15 protein-coding genes are annotated in these 17,217 nt (G+C 67.4%); 11 read left to right on the forward strand and 4 right to left on the reverse strand.

All coding sequences use genetic code 11. The features are described 5' to 3' along the window. Positions 1-22: 22 nt before the first annotated feature. The gene (locus tag ABZX86_RS34375; protein WP_355129645.1) at positions 23-1,033 is read left to right on the forward strand and encodes a helix-turn-helix domain-containing protein; all 1,011 of its coding nucleotides are present in this window, start codon (positions 23-25) and stop codon (positions 1,031-1,033) included. Here ABZX86_RS34375 and ABZX86_RS34380 read toward each other — a convergent pair. Both ABZX86_RS34380 and ABZX86_RS34385 read right to left on the reverse strand, forming a co-directional pair. Further along, complete coding sequence (locus ABZX86_RS34380) at positions 1,023-1,835, reverse strand: phosphatase (RefSeq protein WP_355129647.1); 813 nt, start codon at positions 1,833-1,835, stop codon at positions 1,023-1,025. The genes ABZX86_RS34375 and ABZX86_RS34380 overlap by 11 nt on opposite strands. Positions 1,836-2,307: 472 nt before the next feature. Further along, positions 2,308-3,732, reverse strand: a complete 1,425-nt coding sequence (locus tag ABZX86_RS34385) for a DUF349 domain-containing protein (protein ID WP_355129649.1) — start codon at positions 3,730-3,732, stop codon at positions 2,308-2,310. 175 nt (positions 3,733-3,907) lie between these two features. Between ABZX86_RS34385 and ABZX86_RS34390 the strand changes: the two genes are divergently transcribed. From ABZX86_RS34390 to ABZX86_RS34425, 8 genes are all read left to right on the forward strand, one after another. Further along, positions 3,908-4,657 (forward strand): hypothetical protein, encoded by a 750-nt coding sequence (locus ABZX86_RS34390; RefSeq protein ID WP_355129651.1) that lies wholly within the window; start codon positions 3,908-3,910, stop codon positions 4,655-4,657. Next, positions 4,654-5,586 carry a tRNA (adenosine(37)-N6)-dimethylallyltransferase MiaA gene (gene miaA / locus ABZX86_RS34395; RefSeq protein WP_355129653.1) on the forward strand — a complete coding sequence of 311 codons (933 nt, stop codon included), beginning with the start codon at positions 4,654-4,656 and terminating at the stop codon, positions 5,584-5,586. Before ABZX86_RS34390 ends, miaA begins: the two co-directional genes overlap by 4 nt. After that, positions 5,587-6,408 (forward strand): TrmH family RNA methyltransferase, encoded by an 822-nt coding sequence (locus ABZX86_RS34400; RefSeq protein ID WP_355129655.1) that lies wholly within the window; start codon positions 5,587-5,589, stop codon positions 6,406-6,408. A 68-nt stretch (positions 6,409-6,476) separates the two neighbouring features. Further along, on the forward strand, positions 6,477-7,370 hold the full coding sequence (gene dapF / locus ABZX86_RS34405; protein ID WP_355129734.1) for a diaminopimelate epimerase: 894 nt from the start codon (positions 6,477-6,479) through the stop codon (positions 7,368-7,370). 64 nt (positions 7,371-7,434) lie between these two features. Next, a complete protein-coding gene (gene hflX / locus ABZX86_RS34410; protein WP_355129657.1) occupies positions 7,435-8,928 on the forward strand; it encodes a GTPase HflX in 1,494 nt (497 codons plus the stop codon). Positions 8,929-9,027: 99 nt separating this feature from the next. Beyond that, positions 9,028-9,897 (forward strand): lysophospholipid acyltransferase family protein, encoded by an 870-nt coding sequence (locus ABZX86_RS34415; RefSeq protein WP_355129659.1) that lies wholly within the window; start codon positions 9,028-9,030, stop codon positions 9,895-9,897. A 196-nt stretch (positions 9,898-10,093) separates the two neighbouring features. Continuing rightward, positions 10,094-11,239, forward strand: a complete 1,146-nt coding sequence (locus tag ABZX86_RS34420) for an acyl-CoA dehydrogenase family protein (RefSeq protein ID WP_355129661.1) — start codon at positions 10,094-10,096, stop codon at positions 11,237-11,239. A gap of 372 nt (positions 11,240-11,611) precedes the next feature. Continuing rightward, positions 11,612-12,112, forward strand: coding sequence for a hypothetical protein (locus tag ABZX86_RS34425; RefSeq protein ID WP_355129663.1), 501 nt, complete (start codon positions 11,612-11,614; stop codon positions 12,110-12,112). Between the two features lie 64 nt (positions 12,113-12,176). On the opposite strand, the gene ABZX86_RS34430 is transcribed toward ABZX86_RS34425, so the two are convergent. Further along, the gene (locus ABZX86_RS34430) at positions 12,177-13,178 is read right to left on the reverse strand and encodes a DUF3089 domain-containing protein (protein ID WP_355129665.1); all 1,002 of its coding nucleotides are present in this window, start codon (positions 13,176-13,178) and stop codon (positions 12,177-12,179) included. Positions 13,179-13,279: 101 nt separating this feature from the next. On the opposite strand from ABZX86_RS34430, the gene ABZX86_RS34435 reads away from it, so the two are divergent. Continuing rightward, on the forward strand, positions 13,280-14,545 hold the full coding sequence (locus ABZX86_RS34435; RefSeq protein ID WP_355129667.1) for a hypothetical protein: 1,266 nt from the start codon (positions 13,280-13,282) through the stop codon (positions 14,543-14,545). 132 nt (positions 14,546-14,677) lie between these two features. Then, positions 14,678-16,201: a hypothetical protein gene (locus ABZX86_RS34440; RefSeq protein ID WP_355129669.1), complete on the forward strand. Its 1,524-nt coding sequence runs from the start codon at positions 14,678-14,680 to the stop codon at positions 16,199-16,201. A gap of 9 nt (positions 16,202-16,210) precedes the next feature. Here the strand turns inward: ABZX86_RS34440 and ABZX86_RS34445 are convergent, their stop codons facing one another. Further along, on the reverse strand, positions 16,211-17,152 hold the full coding sequence (locus ABZX86_RS34445) for a hypothetical protein (protein WP_355129671.1): 942 nt from the start codon (positions 17,150-17,152) through the stop codon (positions 16,211-16,213). Positions 17,153-17,217: the final 65 nt, after the last annotated feature.

The raw sequence follows: 17,217 nt of genomic DNA on the forward strand, positions 1-17,217 counted from the left end.
CATGATGCGCTAGGATTCTGACATGGACCAGAATGGCTCCGGAACCCGAACTGACCCCGGCACGCTCGCGGTCGCCGTGGCGCCGGGTATGCCGATATTCGAAGTCGCCATTCCCTATCAGGTGTTCTACGAGCCGCCGCTGGGCGTCGATCCGGACTCCTGGTATCGCTTCCAGCTCTGCGGCCCGCGGGGCACCCGGTCGGCGGAACTGCGAGATCCGTTCGTGGCGTTGACCGATCACGATTACGACGATCTGGTCCGCGCGGATACCGTCATCGTCCCGTCCGTGCCGAATGTGCGCGAGGACCCGCCCGCTGATCTGGTGGACGCCGTTCGCGCAGCCTACGAGGCGGGTGCCCGCGTCGCCTCGCTATGTACGGGAGCGTTCGTCCTGGCGGCCGCGGGGCTGCTCGACGGTCGGCGCATGACCACGCACTGGCGGCATATCAGCGCGCTCGCCGAACGCTTTCCGCACCTCGAGGTCGACCCGTCGGTGCTCTATATCGACGATGGCCGCATTCTCACCAGTGCGGGCACCATGGCGGGAATGGACCTGTGCATCCACCTGATTCGCAAGGATCTGGGTTCGGGGGCCGCCAATGCCGCCGCGCGCTATCTGGTGGTGCCGCCGCACCGGGCGGGCGGGCAAGCGCAATATCTGGAATCGCCGGTCCCGGTCTACCCTGACGACAGCGGACTGTCGGCCACGCTGCAATGGGCCATCCACCGGCTGGATCAGCCGCTCACCGTGTCGGATCTGGCCCGGCACGCCAATACCAGCGAACGCACCCTCGCCCGCCGATTCCATGCCGAACTGGGCGGCACCCCGCTGCAGTGGCTACTCACCCAGCGGCTGATCCGGGCCCGGGAACTGCTGGAGGCCAGTGACTTTCCCGTCGATGCCGTGGCCGAACGCTGCGGTCTGGGCACCGCCGCCAACCTGCGCGCGCACTTCGGCCGCGAGGTGGGCGTCTCACCGAGTGAGTACCGCCGCTCTCATCGCGCCAGCAGGCATGAGGTCGTCACCGGTTGAGATCGGTTGCGTTGCTGCGAGAGTCGGCCAGGATGTACTCGGCCAGCAGCCCGTACCTGTCGGGATCGATGCCGTCGTCCAGCGGCACCGCCACGGCGACCGTGCCCTCCTCCTCGCCGACGAACAGGGCCGGATCATTGCAGTCCGCGAACCCGATCGCATCCAGACCCGCCTGCGCCGCCCCGCCGCACCAACCATGATCGGCGACAACCAGATCCGGCATCTGTGCGCCGGTGTGCGCCAGCTCCGCGAGCACGATCTGCACCGGCTCGGCCGAGTGCGTATGGATCGGGCCGCCCGGATCGTGCAGCGTCGCGACCCCCAGGAAGAAGTCGACCTCCAGCCGCTGCATGCCGTACCGCGTCTCACCGTTGTAGCCAAGTCCCGCACCGGCATTCACCACCGTGCCGCCCGCCTCCTCCAGCGCCGCGGCCAGTAGCTGATAGAACGGACCCAGCGTGCGCGGATGCCCGGTGGCGAACAACACCCGCTGCCGATTCCGCAGCGCCACCCGGAATCTCGCGGCATACCGGTCCAGCGCCGCGGCCGTCAGCTCCGGATCGATGGTGTCCACCCCCCGCCGAAAATTCAGCCGCGGACTCACCCCCACCTTGCGCGCCATCAACTCCAGCACCGCATCCGCGGTCCACTGCGGCCCCGGATCCAGCCCGAACAAATAATCCGGATCCCGATGCGCCAGCAGCAGATAATGCAGCAGATTGTTCTCCCGAGGCGTGGCCACCCGCCCCGCCATTCCGGTCGCCAGCAGATGCGCGATAAGTGCTTCCCGGTTCGGTACCATCCCGCGAGCCTAACGCCGCTCCCCACCCAGCGCTGGTTTCATTTGCCCCCCAACAGAATCCACCCGCCCCGCCGGCCGGTGGGAACGCTCATCGCGCCGCCGCCAGTCGTCTCGCGCTGGATGCCGGCCCCTCCGATGACATCGACGAGGGAGCGCGCCGCGCTGGCCGAAGGGGCGCAGCCGAGCAGTGCCAGCGCTCGCGCCAGGCCGACAGCGCGCTTGCGTCCCTGGCCATCAAGGAAATGCCGCCCCCGTCATCCCGGCATGCTTTTGGCCGGGATCCAACCCGGCTGCGCTCAACAGGTTTCTGTGGATCCCGGCCAAAAGCGCGCCGGGATGACGAGGGGCTTCGGCTTCTCGCCGGCACGCCGACGAAACCGCCCGGGTTGCCGAGGGCTTCGAGCCGCGTGGACCGACGAAAAGGGCCTGGGCTGACCGTATTCGGTTGCCCAGGCCCGTTTCGCGGGTGTGCTCAGCGCTGGCTGACGGCGCCTTCGGCGGCTTCGGCCCATTCGCGCCACTGCTTGGCCTGTTCCAGTGCCTTTTCGGCATCACGGGTCTTGCCTGCGGCCTGGGCTTTTGCGGCCTGTTCCTCGAATTGGGCTACGCGCTCGCGGAATTGGGCGGCGCGGGCCATGGCTTCGGGGTCGGAGCGGCGCCACTGGGCGTCCACGGCGTCGCGGACTCGCTTCTCGACGGCGCGCAGGCGGGCCTCGAGATCGTGGATGCGCTCGCGCGGGACCTTGCCGATGGCGTCCCACTTCTCCTGCAGATCGCGCAGGGAGGCGCGGGCGGCGTCCAGATGTGTTTCGGGATCGAGCCTTTCGTAATGCAGCAGCAGCTCTTCCTTGGCTGTCGCATTGTCCTCGAATTCGGCATCCCGCTCGGAGGCGGCGGAATTGCGGGCCGCGAAGAACACGTCCTGTGCGGCCTTGAAGCGCTTCCACAACTGCTCGTCCGCCTCGCGGGGGGCGCGGCCGGCGGCCTTCCACTCGGCCAGCAGATCTCGGAAGACGGCGGCGGTACCGGCCCAGTCGGTGGAACTGGAGAGCTCCTCGGCCCGGACGCACAGCCCTTCCTTGTGGGTCTTGGCGGACGCGCGCTCACGATCGAGTTCGGCGAAGTGTGCTCCCCGGCGGCGGTTGAATGCCTCGCGCGCCTTGGAGAAGCGCCGCCACAGCGCATCGTCGACCTTGCGATCCACGCCGCGAATGGTCTTCCACTCGTCGAGGATCTCGCGCAGCCGGTCGCCCGCGACCTTCCACTGGGTGGATTCGGCGGCGATCTGCTCGGCTTCGGCGGCCAGCGCCTCTTTGCGCTCGGTTTGCTCGTGCCGGGAGCGGTCCTTCTCCTCCTTGGCGTGTGCGGCTGCCTCGTCGGAGTGCTCGATAATGGCCCGCAGCCGGGTGGTGAGACCGTCGATATCACCGATGACAGCAGCGGTCGGCAATGTTTCGGCAAGCGCGGTGGCGGCGGCCTTGGTCTTGCGGGCGTCGGTACCGGCCGCGAGCCGGGCCTCCAGCAGTGCCACCTCGGTGGCGATATCGTCGAAGCGGCGGCCGAAGTGGGCCAGGCCCTCGGCGGTATCGCCGGCCTGCCAGGAGCCGACCACCCGCTCGCCCTCGATGGTCTTGACCCAGGCGGTGCCGTCCTCGTCGACCCGTCCCCACTGGCTGGGGTCGCTCACGGCGGGAACCACCACCGGATGCGGATGCGGGGTCGCCGCGCCGGGAGTGGGCTTGACGGCGTGTGGTTTCGGGGCTTCCGGCTTGCGCGGCCCGGGCCCCGGACGGGGACCGGCGACAGTGGCCGGTGACGGTCGAGCGGCGGCGCCGGGCACAGGCGTCGGGGCCGACTCCGGTTGGGTAGCCTTTTCGTTTCCGCTGTTCTCGGTCATCGCTCCTCGTCCCTGCCGCGCGTCACGGCTGCCTGGTTACGCCCTAGCTCATCTGTCTAGCTGACCCCATTCAACCAGGCTGGGGTGCGAAATGCTGTCTTTGAGGCCACCTGGGTGGCGCGGCGACCCGGGCGGGGTGGGGCTGGTGAGGCACGGTAGCGCTACGGTTGACGGCGTGTTCTGTGTTGCGTCGCTGGTTCCCTCACCGCCCGCCCTGGTACCCGAACTCGGGGGCGCGGCGGGCGCAGCGACCGATGGTGAACCCGCTGTGCTGCGCAGGGCTGTTTTGTCCGCCGCGGGAGCGCTTGCCGAGCAGGTCTCGCGCTGGATCGTGGTCGGTGCGGCCGAGTCCGATCTGGTACTGGGACCGGAGACGGCGGGCACGTTCCGGGGCTACGGCGTCGATGTGCGGGTGGGTTTGTCAAGGGCCGTGGCATCGACGACGGCCGACCCGGCGCTGCCGCTGCCGATGCTGATCGGTGGCTGGCTCCGCGAACAGGTCGCTCCCGAGGCGTCGGCACAGGCCCGCCTGATCGCCGCCGACAGCACGCCCGCGGAGTGTGTGGCCTTCGGCGCCCGGCTGCGCGCCGAACTCGATGCCGAGACCGACCGGTATGGCGTCCTGGTCGTCGGCGACGGTGCGGCAACCATGTCCACCACAGCCCCCCGATACCTCGATACGCGCGCGGAAGCGGTGCAGGCGGATATCGATCGAGCGCTCACAGCGGGGGACCGGGCCGCACTGGCCGCCCTCGACCCGCAATTGTGCGCCGACCTGGATGTGGCCGGCCGCCCCGCCTACCAGATCCTGGCCGGGCTCTTCAGCGCCGACGACACCCACCCGAAGGTCGAAACCCGCTACGCCGCAGCCCCGTTCGGTGTGGCGTACCACGTGAGCGTCTGGTACCCGGGCGGCGCCGCATGATCACCCCCATCGCCGTTGTCGGCCCCACCGCCACCGGAAAATCCGATCTGGCACTGGATCTGGCGGAGCGGCTACACGGCGAAATCGTGAATATCGATGCCATGCAGCTGTATCGGGGCATGGATGTCGGCACCGCGAAACTGCCCGTCGCGGAACGCCGCGGCATTGTGCACCACCAGCTGGACGTTCTCGATATCACCGAGACCGCCACGGTCGCCGCCTACCAGACCGCGGCGCGCGCGGATGTCGAGGCGATTATGGCGCGCGGCCACACACCGGTCATCGTCGGTGGTTCGATGATGTACGTGCAAGCGCTACTGGATGATTGGGACTTCCCGGCCACCGACCCGTCGGTTCGCGCCAAATGGGAAGCCCTGCTGGACGAGCGCGGTGTGGTGGTCGTGCACGAAGCGCTGCGGGCCGCCGATCCGGTCGCCGCCGCCACCATTCTCCCCACCGACGGCCGCCGCATGGTGCGCGCCCTCGAGGTGGTCGAACTGACCGGCAAACCCTTCGCCGCCTCGGCCCCGCAGATCGGTCAACCCCGCTGGGGCACGGTCATTCTGGGCGTGGACCGCGAGACCGCCGAACTCGACGCCCGCATCGAACTGCGCACCGCGGGCATGTTCGAATCCGGTTTGGTCGAGGAGGTGCACACCCTCATCGACCAGGGCCTGCGCGAAGGCCAGACCGCCCGCCGCGCAATCGGTTACGCACAAGTCCTGGACTACCTGGACAACGAATACGACCTGAACGAAGCACAGGAGCGCACCTTCATCGGTACCCGGCGCTATGTCCGGCGACAGCGCTCCTGGTTCCGCCGCGATACGCGGGTGCGATGGGTGAACGGCGCGGATCCCGATCTGGCGGTGACGGCACTGGCGCTCATCGACTCCTCGACCGAGAAGGATGAACAGGAAGTGCGGTAAGTGACCCGTCGCGCGAACGCCCGCAATGCCTCGGTACAGGTGTGGCAGGCGTACCTGAACAATCGCGCCAGCCGACTTCGGGACAATCGGTTTCTGGTGCACGGCATGCGGCCGATCGCCCAGGCGCTCGAATGCCGTTGGCCGCTGGAGACTCTCGTCTACCGCCTGGGCGGCCCGGAGCCGTCGGCCTGGGCCCGGGAGGTGCTCGATTCCAGCGGTGTGCCGAGCGTCGGACTGGTGCCGGAGGTGATGTCCGAGCTGGCCGAACCCTCGCAGCAGGTGCCGGAACTGGTGGCGGTGGCCATCGCGCGGCGCATGGAGCTCGAGGATTTCGCGCCCGGCACACCTGATCACCCGCCGAATGTGGTGGTCATCGACCGCCCGGCCTCGCCCGCGCGCCTGGGTGGGCTCATTCGTTCGGCGGCGGCCTTCGGGGCGGGCGGTGTGATCGTCACCGGTTCGGGCGCGGACCATTACGATCCGCGCAGCGTGCAGGCATCCGCCGGAGCCCTCTTCGCGGTGCCCGTGCTGCGCGCCTCCGGACCCGCGCAGGTGCTCGCATTCCGGGACCGGCAGCGCCGCCGCGGTATCGCCACCCGTATCGTCGGCAGTGACGATCACGGCGGAATCGCCCTCGACGAGCTCGCATTCGACGGCGGGACCGTGCTGGTCCTCGGCGATGAAAGCGAGACGCTCGGCCCCGCCTGGCAGCAGGCGTGCGACGAGCTGGTGTGCATTCCGTCCGACGGCACGCTCGGTGCGCCATCGGCGGCGGCGGTGGCGCTGTACGAAATTTCTCGGCAGCGCCGGGCGTTGCGGTGAAAACTTCGGGTCCGGGTGCGGACAACGGTGTGGGTGAGGACGGCATGGTGAACGAGAGCGCGGCTGATATCGAATTCAGCAAAGGACACGGCACCCAGAACGATTTTGTGGTGCTGCCCGATCCGGACGCGTGGCTGGAACTGACCGAGTCGCGTATCGCGGCCCTGTGCGATCGCCAGCGCGGCATCGGAGCGGACGGTGTCCTGCGCGTGGCACGTGCCGGCGCACTCTTCGAGAACGGCACCCTGCCGGTGCTCCCCGAGGGCGTGAGCGCGAGCGACTGGTTCATGGACTACCGCAATGCCGACGGCTCGATCGCCGAAATGTGCGGCAACGGCGTCCGTGTCTTCGCTCACTATCTGGTCGCCACCGGTCTCGAACAGCGTGAAGAGTTCGTGGTCGGCAGCCGCGCGGGTGCACGCCCGGTGGTCGTGCACCACGCCGATCCCGTCCATGGTGAGGTCACCGTCGCCATGGGCACGGTTCGCGTGCTCGGTGAGTCGGCCGCCACCCTGGACGGCCGCGAATTCACCGGTCTCGGCATCGACGTCGGCAACCCGCACCTGGCCTGCGTGGATGCCACCCTCACGCATCAGGAACTGGGCGAACTCGACTTCACCCACGCCCCGTCCTTCGACCACACCTTCTTCCCGAAGGGCGTGAACGTGGAAATCCTCACCGCCCTCGGCGTCGCCTCCGACGGTCAGCGCGGTGTGGACATGCGCGTCTTCGAACGCGGTGTAGGCGAAACCCGTTCCTGCGGAACGGGAACCGTCGCCGCGGCCGCCGCCGCCCTGGCCCGCGACGGCTTCGACCTCGCCACCGACTCCGGCCACGTCCAGGTCCACATCCCAGGCGGAACGGTCACCGTGGGCATCGACAACGGCGCAGCCTCGCTCCGAGGCCCCTCGGTCCTCGTAGCCACCGGAACCATTGCGGCCAAGTGGTGGCAAGACGCCTAGTCGAGAATCGCCGTTAAATAACCGAATGCGCCATTCGGTTGGTCCGTGGGACCATGGAAGGCGTATGAGTAAACAAGAGACGTACGAGTTCACTCCCGCTGAGGAGAACACCGGCGACGCCGAGGCCGAGACCGGTTGGTCCGAGTCCGCGTCGCCGACAGTCGGTGAGATGCAGCTCGACGAGCGCGCCGCATTGCGCCGCACCGCCGGGCTGTCCACCGAACTCGAGGATGTCACCGAGGTCGAGTACCGGCAGCTGCGTCTGGAGCGTGTGGTGCTGGTCGGCGTCTGGACCGAGGGCAGCACCGCCCAGGTCGACGCACGCATGGCCGAGCTGGCTGCTCTCGCCGAGACCGCCGGTTCGGAGGTGCTCGATTCGCTGATCCAGCGCCGCGACAAACCGGACAAGGCCACCTACATCGGCTCCGGCAAGACCGAGGAGCTGCGGGCCATGGTGCTCGAGACCGGCGCCGATACGGTCATCCTCGACGGTGAACTGAGCCCCGCGCAGCTGACCGCGCTGGAGAAGATCGTCAAGGTGAAGGTCATCGACCGCACCGCCCTGATTCTGGACATCTTCGCCCAGCACGCCACCTCCCGTGAGGGCAAGGCGCAGGTCGCACTGGCGCAGATGCAGTACATGATGCCGCGACTGCGCGGCTGGGGTGAGTCCATGTCCCGGCAGGCCGGTGGTCGCGCCGGCGCCAATGGCGGTGTCGGTACCCGTGGTCCCGGTGAGACCAAGATCGAGACCGACCGCCAGCGCATTCGTGAGCGCATGGCCAAGCTGCGCCGCGAGATTCGCGAGATGAAGACCTCCCGCGATACCAAGCGCGCCCGCCGCGTCGAGAGCGGCGTACCGCAGGTGGCCATTGTCGGCTACACCAATGCGGGCAAGTCGAGCCTGATGAACGCGCTCACCGGCGCTGGACTACTGGTGCAGGACGCACTCTTCGCGACCCTGGATCCGACCACCCGCAGGGCCGCGCTGGAAGACGGGCGCGAGGTCGTCTTCACCGATACCGTCGGTTTCGTCCGGCATCTGCCCACCCAGCTGGTCGAGGCCTTCCGCTCCACCCTCGAAGAGGTCACCGGCGCGGATCTGCTGCTGCATGTGGTGGACGGCTCCGACCCGCTGCCCGACGGGCAGATCAAGGCGGTGCGCGAGGTCATCGCGGATGTGCTGCGCGATACCAAGACTCCGGCGCCGCGAGAACTGCTGGTGGTCAACAAGATCGACGCCCTGGCGCCGATGGAGCTGACCGAGCTGCGCGGCTGGCTGCCGGATGCGGTCTTCGTCTCCGCCCAGACCGGCGAGGGCATCGAGACCCTGCGCGCCCAGCTCGCCAATATCCTCGGTGGTCTGGATGTGGAGGTCAGCGTGCTGCTGCCCTACACCCGCGGTGATCTGCTCGCCCGTATTCACGCCGACGGCCGCATCATCAGCTCCGAGCATGTCGAGTCCGGAACCCGGGTCCGCGCCCGCGTGCCCCAGTTCCTGGCCGCCGTACTCACAGAATTCGTCTCCGCCGGTACGGAGCCGGTCGAAATCGACTGAGCCGCAACGGATCCACTAGGGGTGGACTCACCCGGCCGAGTCCCCTGCGGGGATTTTCGTTAGCATGCTGCTATCGAAATCTCTGCAGGGAGGGATGTCTTGTCTCGAAATGACGCTCGAGAATCCGAGGCTCAGGGGCTCACCGATGGGGCCCCACTACATGTCGCGCTGACCGAGTTGGATCGGCGCGCGATCGAACTTCTGGTGGCGCCGTCGCGGGCCTGGTTCAGCCCGCGCTTCTACGGGCTGGAGAATTTCCCGGCCGAGGGTCCGGTGCTGCTGGTCGGCAACCACACCCTGGCCGGTGGCACGGATGCGCCGGTGCTGGCGCACGAAATCCTCGTCAAGCATGACCGGCTGGTGCGGGGCCTGGCCGAGAATGTCCTCATCGATGTGCCGGTGCTGCGAGATGGCTTGCACCGCTTGGGAGTTGTGCGCGGCAATCGGCACAATTGCTATTCGCTGCTGGAGGCGGGCGAGGCGGTGGCGGTATTCCCCGGCGGTGGCCGGGAGGCCATGCGCGGCAAGGGGCAGAAGTACAAGCTGCTGTGGGAGGGGCGAACGGGCTTCGCGCGCATGGCAATCGAGACCGGTGCGCCGATCGTTCCCATCGCCATGGTCGGCGGTGACGATATCTACGACATCGTCTTCGACGGCAACCATCCGGTCATGCGCCCGCTGCGCAAGGCGGTCACGGGTCTGGGTCTGCGCGCGAACCTCACGCCGCCGCTGATTCGCGGCCTCGGCCCGACGCTGGTGCCCAAGCCGGAGCGCTTCTACTACGCACTGGGCACGCCGATCGATACCAGCCCGTGGCGTGATGCCCCGGATATCGAAGCCGCCGCGGTCGAACTGCAGGTGGTGACGCGTAAGGCGCTCGAGGGTGAGCTCGATTTCCTGCTCACCGAGCGGTCTCGCGATCGCGGCCGCCATCTGCTCGGCCGCACCCTCTCCGCCGTCGGTCTCTGACCGCTCGGGCCATGCTGTCCCCGACCGCTCGGGCCGCCCGGTAGTTTACCGGGGTTCATCTGATTCGACCGGCGACGTCAAAGGCGACTGTCGCAGTTCGAACCACTTTTCCGGGGTTCGAAGTTAACCCTGATTCGACTTTCTAGTACCGTATGTGGCAGAGGCATGTGCCGATGTGGTCACTCAGGAGGTTGGCGTGGAACGCACTATTTTCGAACCTGAACACGATCTGTTCCGGGAGTCGTTCCGAAAGTTTCTCGATCAGCATGTCGCTGCCAACCACGAGCAGTGGGAGCACGACGGCATTGTCGATCGCACGGTCTGGCTGGAGGCCGGCAAGCAGGGCTTCCTGGGCATGGCGGTGCCCGAGGAGTACGGCGGCGGTGGCGTGAAGGACTTCCGCTACAACGCCGTCGTCACCGAAGAGGTCACCTACGGCCAGTACTCGGGTCTCGGCTTCGGCCTGCACAACGATGTGATCGCCCCCTACCTCCTGGAGCTCGCGAACGAGGAGCAGAAGCAGCGCTGGCTGCCCGGTTTCTGCTCCGGCGAGATCATTACCGCCATTGCCATGACGGAGCCCGGCACCGGCTCCGACCTGCAGGGCATCAAGACCCGCGCGGTCAAGGACGGCGATGACTGGGTGCTCAACGGCTCCAAGACCTTCATCACCAATGGCATCAATGCCGATATCGTCATCGTGGTCGCCCAGACCGATCCGGCCAAGGGCGCCATGGGCTTCTCGCTGCTGGTGGTCGAGCGCGGCATGGCCGGTTTCGAGCGCGGCCGCAATCTGGACAAGATCGGACTCAAGGCGCAGGACACCGCGGAACTCTCGTTCCAGGACGTGCGCGTCCCGGGCAAGAACCTGCTCGGCACCGAGGGCCAGGGTTTCATCCACCTCATGCAGAACCTGCCGCAGGAGCGGCTGTCCATCGCCGTCATGGCGGCGGCGGCCATGGAGGGCTCGCTGAAGGGGACCATCCAGTACGTGCGCGATCGCAAGGCGTTCGGCAAACCCATTGGAGCCCAGCAGAACACCCGCTTCGTGCTGGCCGAGCTGGCCACCAAGACCACGGCCGTGCGCGTGTTCGTCGACCGCTGCATCGAGCTGCTCAATCAGGAGAAGCTCACCGTGGAGGAGGCCGCCATGGCCAAGTACTGGAGCACCGAGGAGCAGCTCGACCTCATCACCAAATGCCTGCAGCTGCACGGCGGTTACGGGTACATGCGGGAGTACCCGATCGCCAAGGCGTACATGGATGCCCGGGTGCAGACCATCTACGGCGGCACCACCGAGATCATGAAGGAGATCATCGGGCGCAGTCTGAAACTGGCCTGATAGGACCCGGTTTCGGCGCCTGGCGCCTACCCTGCCGGAGTTCGTTTTCACGAGACCCTCGTTACTCCTTACGGAGTGGCGAGGGTCTCGGCATAATTGACTGTGGCGCAACGTTATCAAGGGTTGTGCCGGGGGTGGGCGGTCCGAAGGTCCGACCAAAGGAGTACCCGGGCAGCGACCTCCGGGCGATGCCCGGGGCCGCCGAATCGCGCAGAATCGCTGGGGTGGTTCGTTACCGCAAGCATTCTGTAGGGAAGTTCCCAGCCTTGACGGATTTGACGCACAGGTTCGGAGACGAGGGTAGCTCTAGCAACCCGAATCGTCCGTCACAGCGATGTGAGATCTGATCGACCTGGTGAAATGGAGAAGACAGTGCCCGCTACGTTTCCGAGATCAGTCGCCGTGGTTATGCCGGATGTCGCGCACGACTACAGCCGCCTCGGGTGGACGGTCGCCGCAACCGCCAATGGTTCCTGCCTGATCACCGATCAGGCGATAGCGGCCATCGAGGTCAGTGGTGTGCTGGCGGCGCGGGTGGGCCAGTTCCTGCGTGCGAACAAGCTGATCGGCCCGGTGATCGAGATGCCGGGGCCGCAGCGCCGCGAAATCCACCTGGTGGTCGGTATTGCCAAGGCGGCGAAGGCGATCGAGGCACTGCGCGCCGCCGGCGCCATCGTGTACACCGACGGTGCCGGGGTGCCGCTGCCTCCGGCCCGGCCGGTGAGCGGTTCGGTCCGCTGGCAGATTTCCCCGGACGAGGCCCGCTGGGTGCCGCCGGTGGTCGCGGTAGCGGCCGCGGTGCGTGCGGCAGGCAGTATCGGCCGTGCGTCCGGCAGTGCCAGCAAGCCGCATGTGGTCGAGATGGCCTGCTGAGCTGAAGCCCACTGCCTGAAAGCCACCGCCTGAAAACCACTGCCGGAGCCTGATTCCGAGGTTGTCAGTGCAGATAGGCCGCGCTCTGGGCGGCAACCAGATCCACCAGATCCCGCTGTGCGAGATTGAAGTCGAGCAGGTGCAGTCCCCAGGTGTCGTTCGGGAGTGCGGGCAGCAGTGCGGCGCCCGGTCCCGCGACCATCAGTACGTGCGGTCCGGCTCCACTGGTGCACTGGGCGGTGAATCCGCTGATGATGCCGTGGATCGGGGCCTCGACATTGTCGTGCAGGGCGGCCGGATCGGTGCACAGCACCTCGTAATCGGGTCCGTACGGCAGACTTCCGCGGACGGCCGAATCATCGGGGACCTGCGGCGCAACACCGAAGCGGGTATCGGCCGGCGGCGTTTTCGAGAAGGACGAGTACGCGATCACGCAGCCGATCTGACGTGGATCGGTGCATGCCGGAACGGACGCGAAATCGCCGCCGGACGTCGACCCCTTCCGGACCAGCACATTGCCGCCCAGCAGCACCGCCGAAACCAGTTGTGACTGCACGGGTTTCCCGTCGATCCGATTGTGGATCAGGGTCCGCAGCATCCGGGCGCCCTGCGAATGCCCGATGAGCACCACCCCGCGCCCATTGTTGTGGTGGGCGAGGTAGTCGTCCCACGCGTTTTCGACGTCCTGATACGCAAGGTCCGACGCCGCGCTGCGGTCCTGCACGGATCCGGTGAACAATGCGCGCAGCGTCGTCTGCCGGTACACCGGAGCCCACACATTGCAGTCCGCGCCGAACGGCCCGGCCTGTGCCCGGGCGACTTCCCGCAGTTCCGGCGAGGGATCGAAGTTCGCGTTCGTGGTCTGCTGCAGCGAGGCGGTGGGATAGACGTAGAAACAGTCGACGGCTGCGGCCGAACGGCCGCCGCACGGGTCCCCGGCTTGGCCGGGGCTGCACAGCCAGGTGGTTTCCGGCGCGGCCGCTGCGGTGGGCGCGACCGCGAAACCGGTGACAACCGCGAGGACCGCGCTACACCAGAGCGCCGCCGAGACCGGGATGCGAATCAATTGCGAAACTCCTTGCCGTAGTGCCCGAGATCTGTGGTGAGACCCGGCACGGGACCAAGTACGCCGTCAGTTTAAGTGCGCGGGTGTACTAGCTTGCTGGCATGAAGTTTTTGCTCCCGGCATTGGCCGGTGCTGCCGTGGCTGCGCTGACTGCCGCTGCCGCACCGGTCGTCCATGCCGATCCCGGCGCGGGCTCGTCCGATATCGCGGGCGGGTGTTCCTGGTCGATGGAACTGTCGCCGCGCACCCTGGGCACGCTGAACTTCGCCTACCCCGACAGCGGTGCGTCGTACTGGATCCTGCCCTACCAGATCAGTCCCACGCTGAATATCACTGTCTCCGGCCAATTCCCGGATGCGCGGTACATGTCGTTCAACACCTACGACAGCAGGTTCAGCAGCTTCACCGCCGCGGGCATCGATTCCGCGCTGCCGGACGACCACATCGCCCCCGCCGCCGATGCGGTCAACCCGTGGCAGCGCGCGGCCGCGCCCGGCGGCGACTACAGCATTGCGGTGCGCGCGGATGCGAGCCCGGGACAGCCGAATGTCCTGCCACTCGCCCCGGCCGGAATCGGCAGCGGGATCGGATATCTCATCTATCGCGTGTATTTGCCCGTCGGTGGTCCTGACGCGGTGTCCCTGCCCAGCGTGACCCTCACCGATCACGGAACGTCGAATACCCTGCGCCCCTGCGTCGGCGGCGTGGCGGGCGAGGCGATCGGGAAGGCGCTCGGTGCGGCCGATGATCTCATCGCGCTGCGTTCGATGCTGCCGTCCGCACCGTCGGCGCCGACCGGTTTCCGGCGGGTCACCGGTGCGGGGGCATTCCCGAATGTCGACAATGCCTATCTGGCCGATGCCCTCGATCGGCCCGCGGACGGCCAGGTGCTGGTCATCCGGGGCAAGGCCCCGGCCGTTCCCACCGGCCCGCATCCGGCGCCGTGGCCGAATTCGAGCGCCGCCGTCCGCTACTTCTCGCTCTGCGTCAACCTGCTCGACCTGCCGGGCCCGGTGGTGCGGAACGTATTGCCCGACAACACTGTTGATGTCGGCTGCCGTAATGACACCGATACCCGGATCGACCCGAGCGGTGACTACACCTACGTGGTCGGCACCGAGCAGCAACGCTCCGCCATCGAGGCGATTCCCGGTGTCACCTTCGTGCCCTGGTCATCACAGAGCCCGAATGCCCGGCATGCGATCCTGCTGCGGAATATGCTGCCCGACAGCACCTTCGGCGAGGCTGTGCAGCAGGTGGCGCCCAACTCCGATCCGGCGGCCGCCGCCGCGGTCATGGGCGACTACTACCCGCGCACCGCCACCTGCACCCTCGAAGCGCTCCAGGCCGGCGGCTGCTCGGCCTGAAAGTCGGTAGACCGGTGCGGATTCGCACCAGAGCCGCGATTTCTGGGGTGATGGCGGTGCGCGGTCAGCCTGCGCACCGAGACCATCACCTACCTCAATGGCAAGGACGGCGCGTCGGGCACGTGGAGCGGTGTGCTCGACGGCAGCGGTATCGATGTGCCGCTGGGCGGTGTGGCGCAGTGGACGGGCCAGGGCAATGCCACGGAATGCAACTTCACCGGCGATTACGGCATCGACCGTGCGTTCGGCGGTTCCCGCAAGAACAGTTTGAACAATCTGCTGCAGGAGAAGTACCCGCTGCTCGGCTTCGAGATGAGCGATGTGTGGGGTTACTGCGACGGCAAGGAGCCGGTCGTGGCCATCCCCGTCACCGAGCCGGTGCCCTGGACCCATCGCACCGTGACCGCCCCCGCCGGTGTGATCACCGTGCGCGGCGACCACGGCCACATCAAGCTCGACTATCAGCGCGATGTGGCGGCCGGTGCGCTCCCCGGACCGGTCTACCCGAAATCCCTGACGGCATATCAGCGCACCCAGGACCGGTGGGCCGCGGGCCGAGAGAACATGAACCGCAACCACTTCGGCTTCGACCCCGCCACCTCCGGCGCGCAGAGCGGCAATGTCTCCGAGTACCTGCTCCGCGACAAGACCACGGGCCGCCTGCAGTGGGTCACTCCGATGACCTTGCGCGGCAGCACATCCGAACTTTTCGTCGCCTATTCGATCACGCCCGCCGACGAGGTGCACCGGGGCAATCTGAATCCGCAGTCGGTCTATGTCCTCGATGACAACGATCCGCGCCGCATCAATATCGACAATCTGGATGCCGATGCCCGCTCGTGGCTGGCGACCAATGCCGGCACCGTGATGTCCAACGGCGGCAAGCTGGTCGAGTTCACGCCGATCGACGGTGACACCTGGCGCGGGTTTGTCGAATTCAACGGCCGCGTGGCCTATCGCGTGGATATCAGTGCGAGCCACAAGAGCCCGGTGCAGCTGGTGAAACTCGACGACACCGGAGCCACGGGCCCCGCGACGGTCCCGGGCCAGGCACCCGCCGCAGCCAATGCGGACTGCGCGAAGGATCTCGCATCGCTGACCCCCGGCCCAACTGGCGCAATGCGCCAAGGTCTTCGTCGACGAACTCGCCAACAGGCAGTCTCAGCAAGCGCCGCGATAGGTCCGGTGCGACGCGCCGGGCCGACCGGTTCTCCCACGGTGCGCGCCGATGGGCTGGACCATGGAGACATGGTGACTATCCGGAAGTGTCAGCGTTCTGCCTGTACAGCGACCGTTTTCGTAGCCATGGGCGCCGCTTTGGCGTTCACCGCAGCGCCCGCGCTCGCCGCGGGCACCATCCAGATCGCCGGTGCCGCGGCGGACGAGGTCGGGGTCCGCTACACCTGTGATGCCGCCGCCGGAGTGGCGAGCATTCAGGTGATGGCCGGGGATCCCAATGCCAGCAGCGCGGCGGCCACCGGCGCGCAGAACAATCCGACCTGTGACGGCGCCGAACACACCGGCACCGTCACGCTGTCCGCGGTCGCCGGCCAACCGCAGCTGGCGAAGGGCCAGAGTGTGCAGGTACGGGCCGCCCTGGTCGATCAGAGCGAGACCGTCATCTCGGGCACGGCCGCTGTAATCACGCTGGACTGATCCTTCGGCTCAGGGGATCAGAGGCCGCAGCTGGGCCACGCCGTCGGTGAGTGCCGCACCGGCGGCGGACCAGCTGATATCGGCGGGCTGGGACGTCAGCACCACCACGGCGTAGCGCAGCGGCTGCAGTGGGCCCAGGCCGACCAGTCCGGTGGTGTCCAGCGTGGTGGAGCTGTCCAGGGACATCCAGCCCTGTTTGACGGCCCAGTCGTCACCGTTGAGCCCGTCCGGAATGCCGAAGTACTGATCGGTGCCGTCGGCGGAGATCTGCGTGGTGCCCCGCAGCGCCGTGAGGATCAGGTTGCTCGCCGAGGGCGGGGCCTGCATGGTGAGCCACTGGTAGAGCGTCACGACATCCTGTGGGGTGGTGAGGGTTTCGCCCCATTCACTGGAATCCTCCGGCGCCACCGTGCCGGGCATGCCGACAAGATTCGCCATCCGGGTGACGATGGCGTCGCCGCCGTCGGCGTCCCACAGCGAATCGGCGATATCGTCGTCACTGGTGGCGAGCATCTGCTGCAGCTGCGCGGTGGTACCCGAATCGGGTTGCCAGCCCTGGCTTTGCATATCGTCGAGAGCGATCAGAACCTTGACCACCGATGCCGTGTAGAACTGCTGATCGGCATTCAGGTTGGCGAGCACCGCACCGGTCTGGGTATCGACCACATCGATGCCCACGGTGGTGCCGGGTGAGGCGGCCTGAATGGCCGACTGCACCTGCAGGGCGATCGCCTGCGGGGACGGGCCGGGGAGGCCGGGGGCGGCGGCCACGGGCGCCGCTGTCGTCACCGGGGGAGCGGTGACGGGTTGCTGCGTTGTGGCGATCGGGGGGTGGACGGTGGCGAGTGCGTTGGGTGCTGCGCACAGGGCCACGGTGACCGCGGCGATGATGACGCCGATGGTAATCCACAGCCACCGTACCTGCGGTGATCGAGACTTGTTCTGGCTCATGCTCAATTAATCGCCGTGAAGCTTGGCGGCCTTGGTGACCGAGCTGTCAATTCGCTGTCAATCGT

Source organism: Nocardia sp. NPDC006630, from assembly GCF_040611495.1.
In the GTDB taxonomy this organism is placed as follows: domain Bacteria; phylum Actinomycetota; class Actinomycetes; order Mycobacteriales; family Mycobacteriaceae; genus Nocardia.

Coding starts and splice junctions, on each gene's coding strand:
- hflX (WP_355129657.1), top strand. CDS start 7,435: ATGAGTAAACAAGAGACGTACGAGTTCACTCCCGCTGAGGAGAACACC.
- miaA (WP_355129653.1), top strand. CDS start 4,654: ATGATCACCCCCATCGCCGTTGTCGGCCCCACCGCCACCGGAAAATCC.
- ABZX86_RS34445 (WP_355129671.1), bottom strand. CDS start 17,152: ATGAGCCAGAACAAGTCTCGATCACCGCAGGTACGGTGGCTGTGGATT.
- ABZX86_RS34435 (WP_355129667.1), top strand. CDS start 13,280: ATGAAGTTTTTGCTCCCGGCATTGGCCGGTGCTGCCGTGGCTGCGCTG.
- ABZX86_RS34375 (WP_355129645.1), top strand. CDS start 23: ATGGACCAGAATGGCTCCGGAACCCGAACTGACCCCGGCACGCTCGCG.
- ABZX86_RS34385 (WP_355129649.1), bottom strand. CDS start 3,732: ATGACCGAGAACAGCGGAAACGAAAAGGCTACCCAACCGGAGTCGGCC.
- ABZX86_RS34380 (WP_355129647.1), bottom strand. CDS start 1,835: ATGGTACCGAACCGGGAAGCACTTATCGCGCATCTGCTGGCGACCGGA.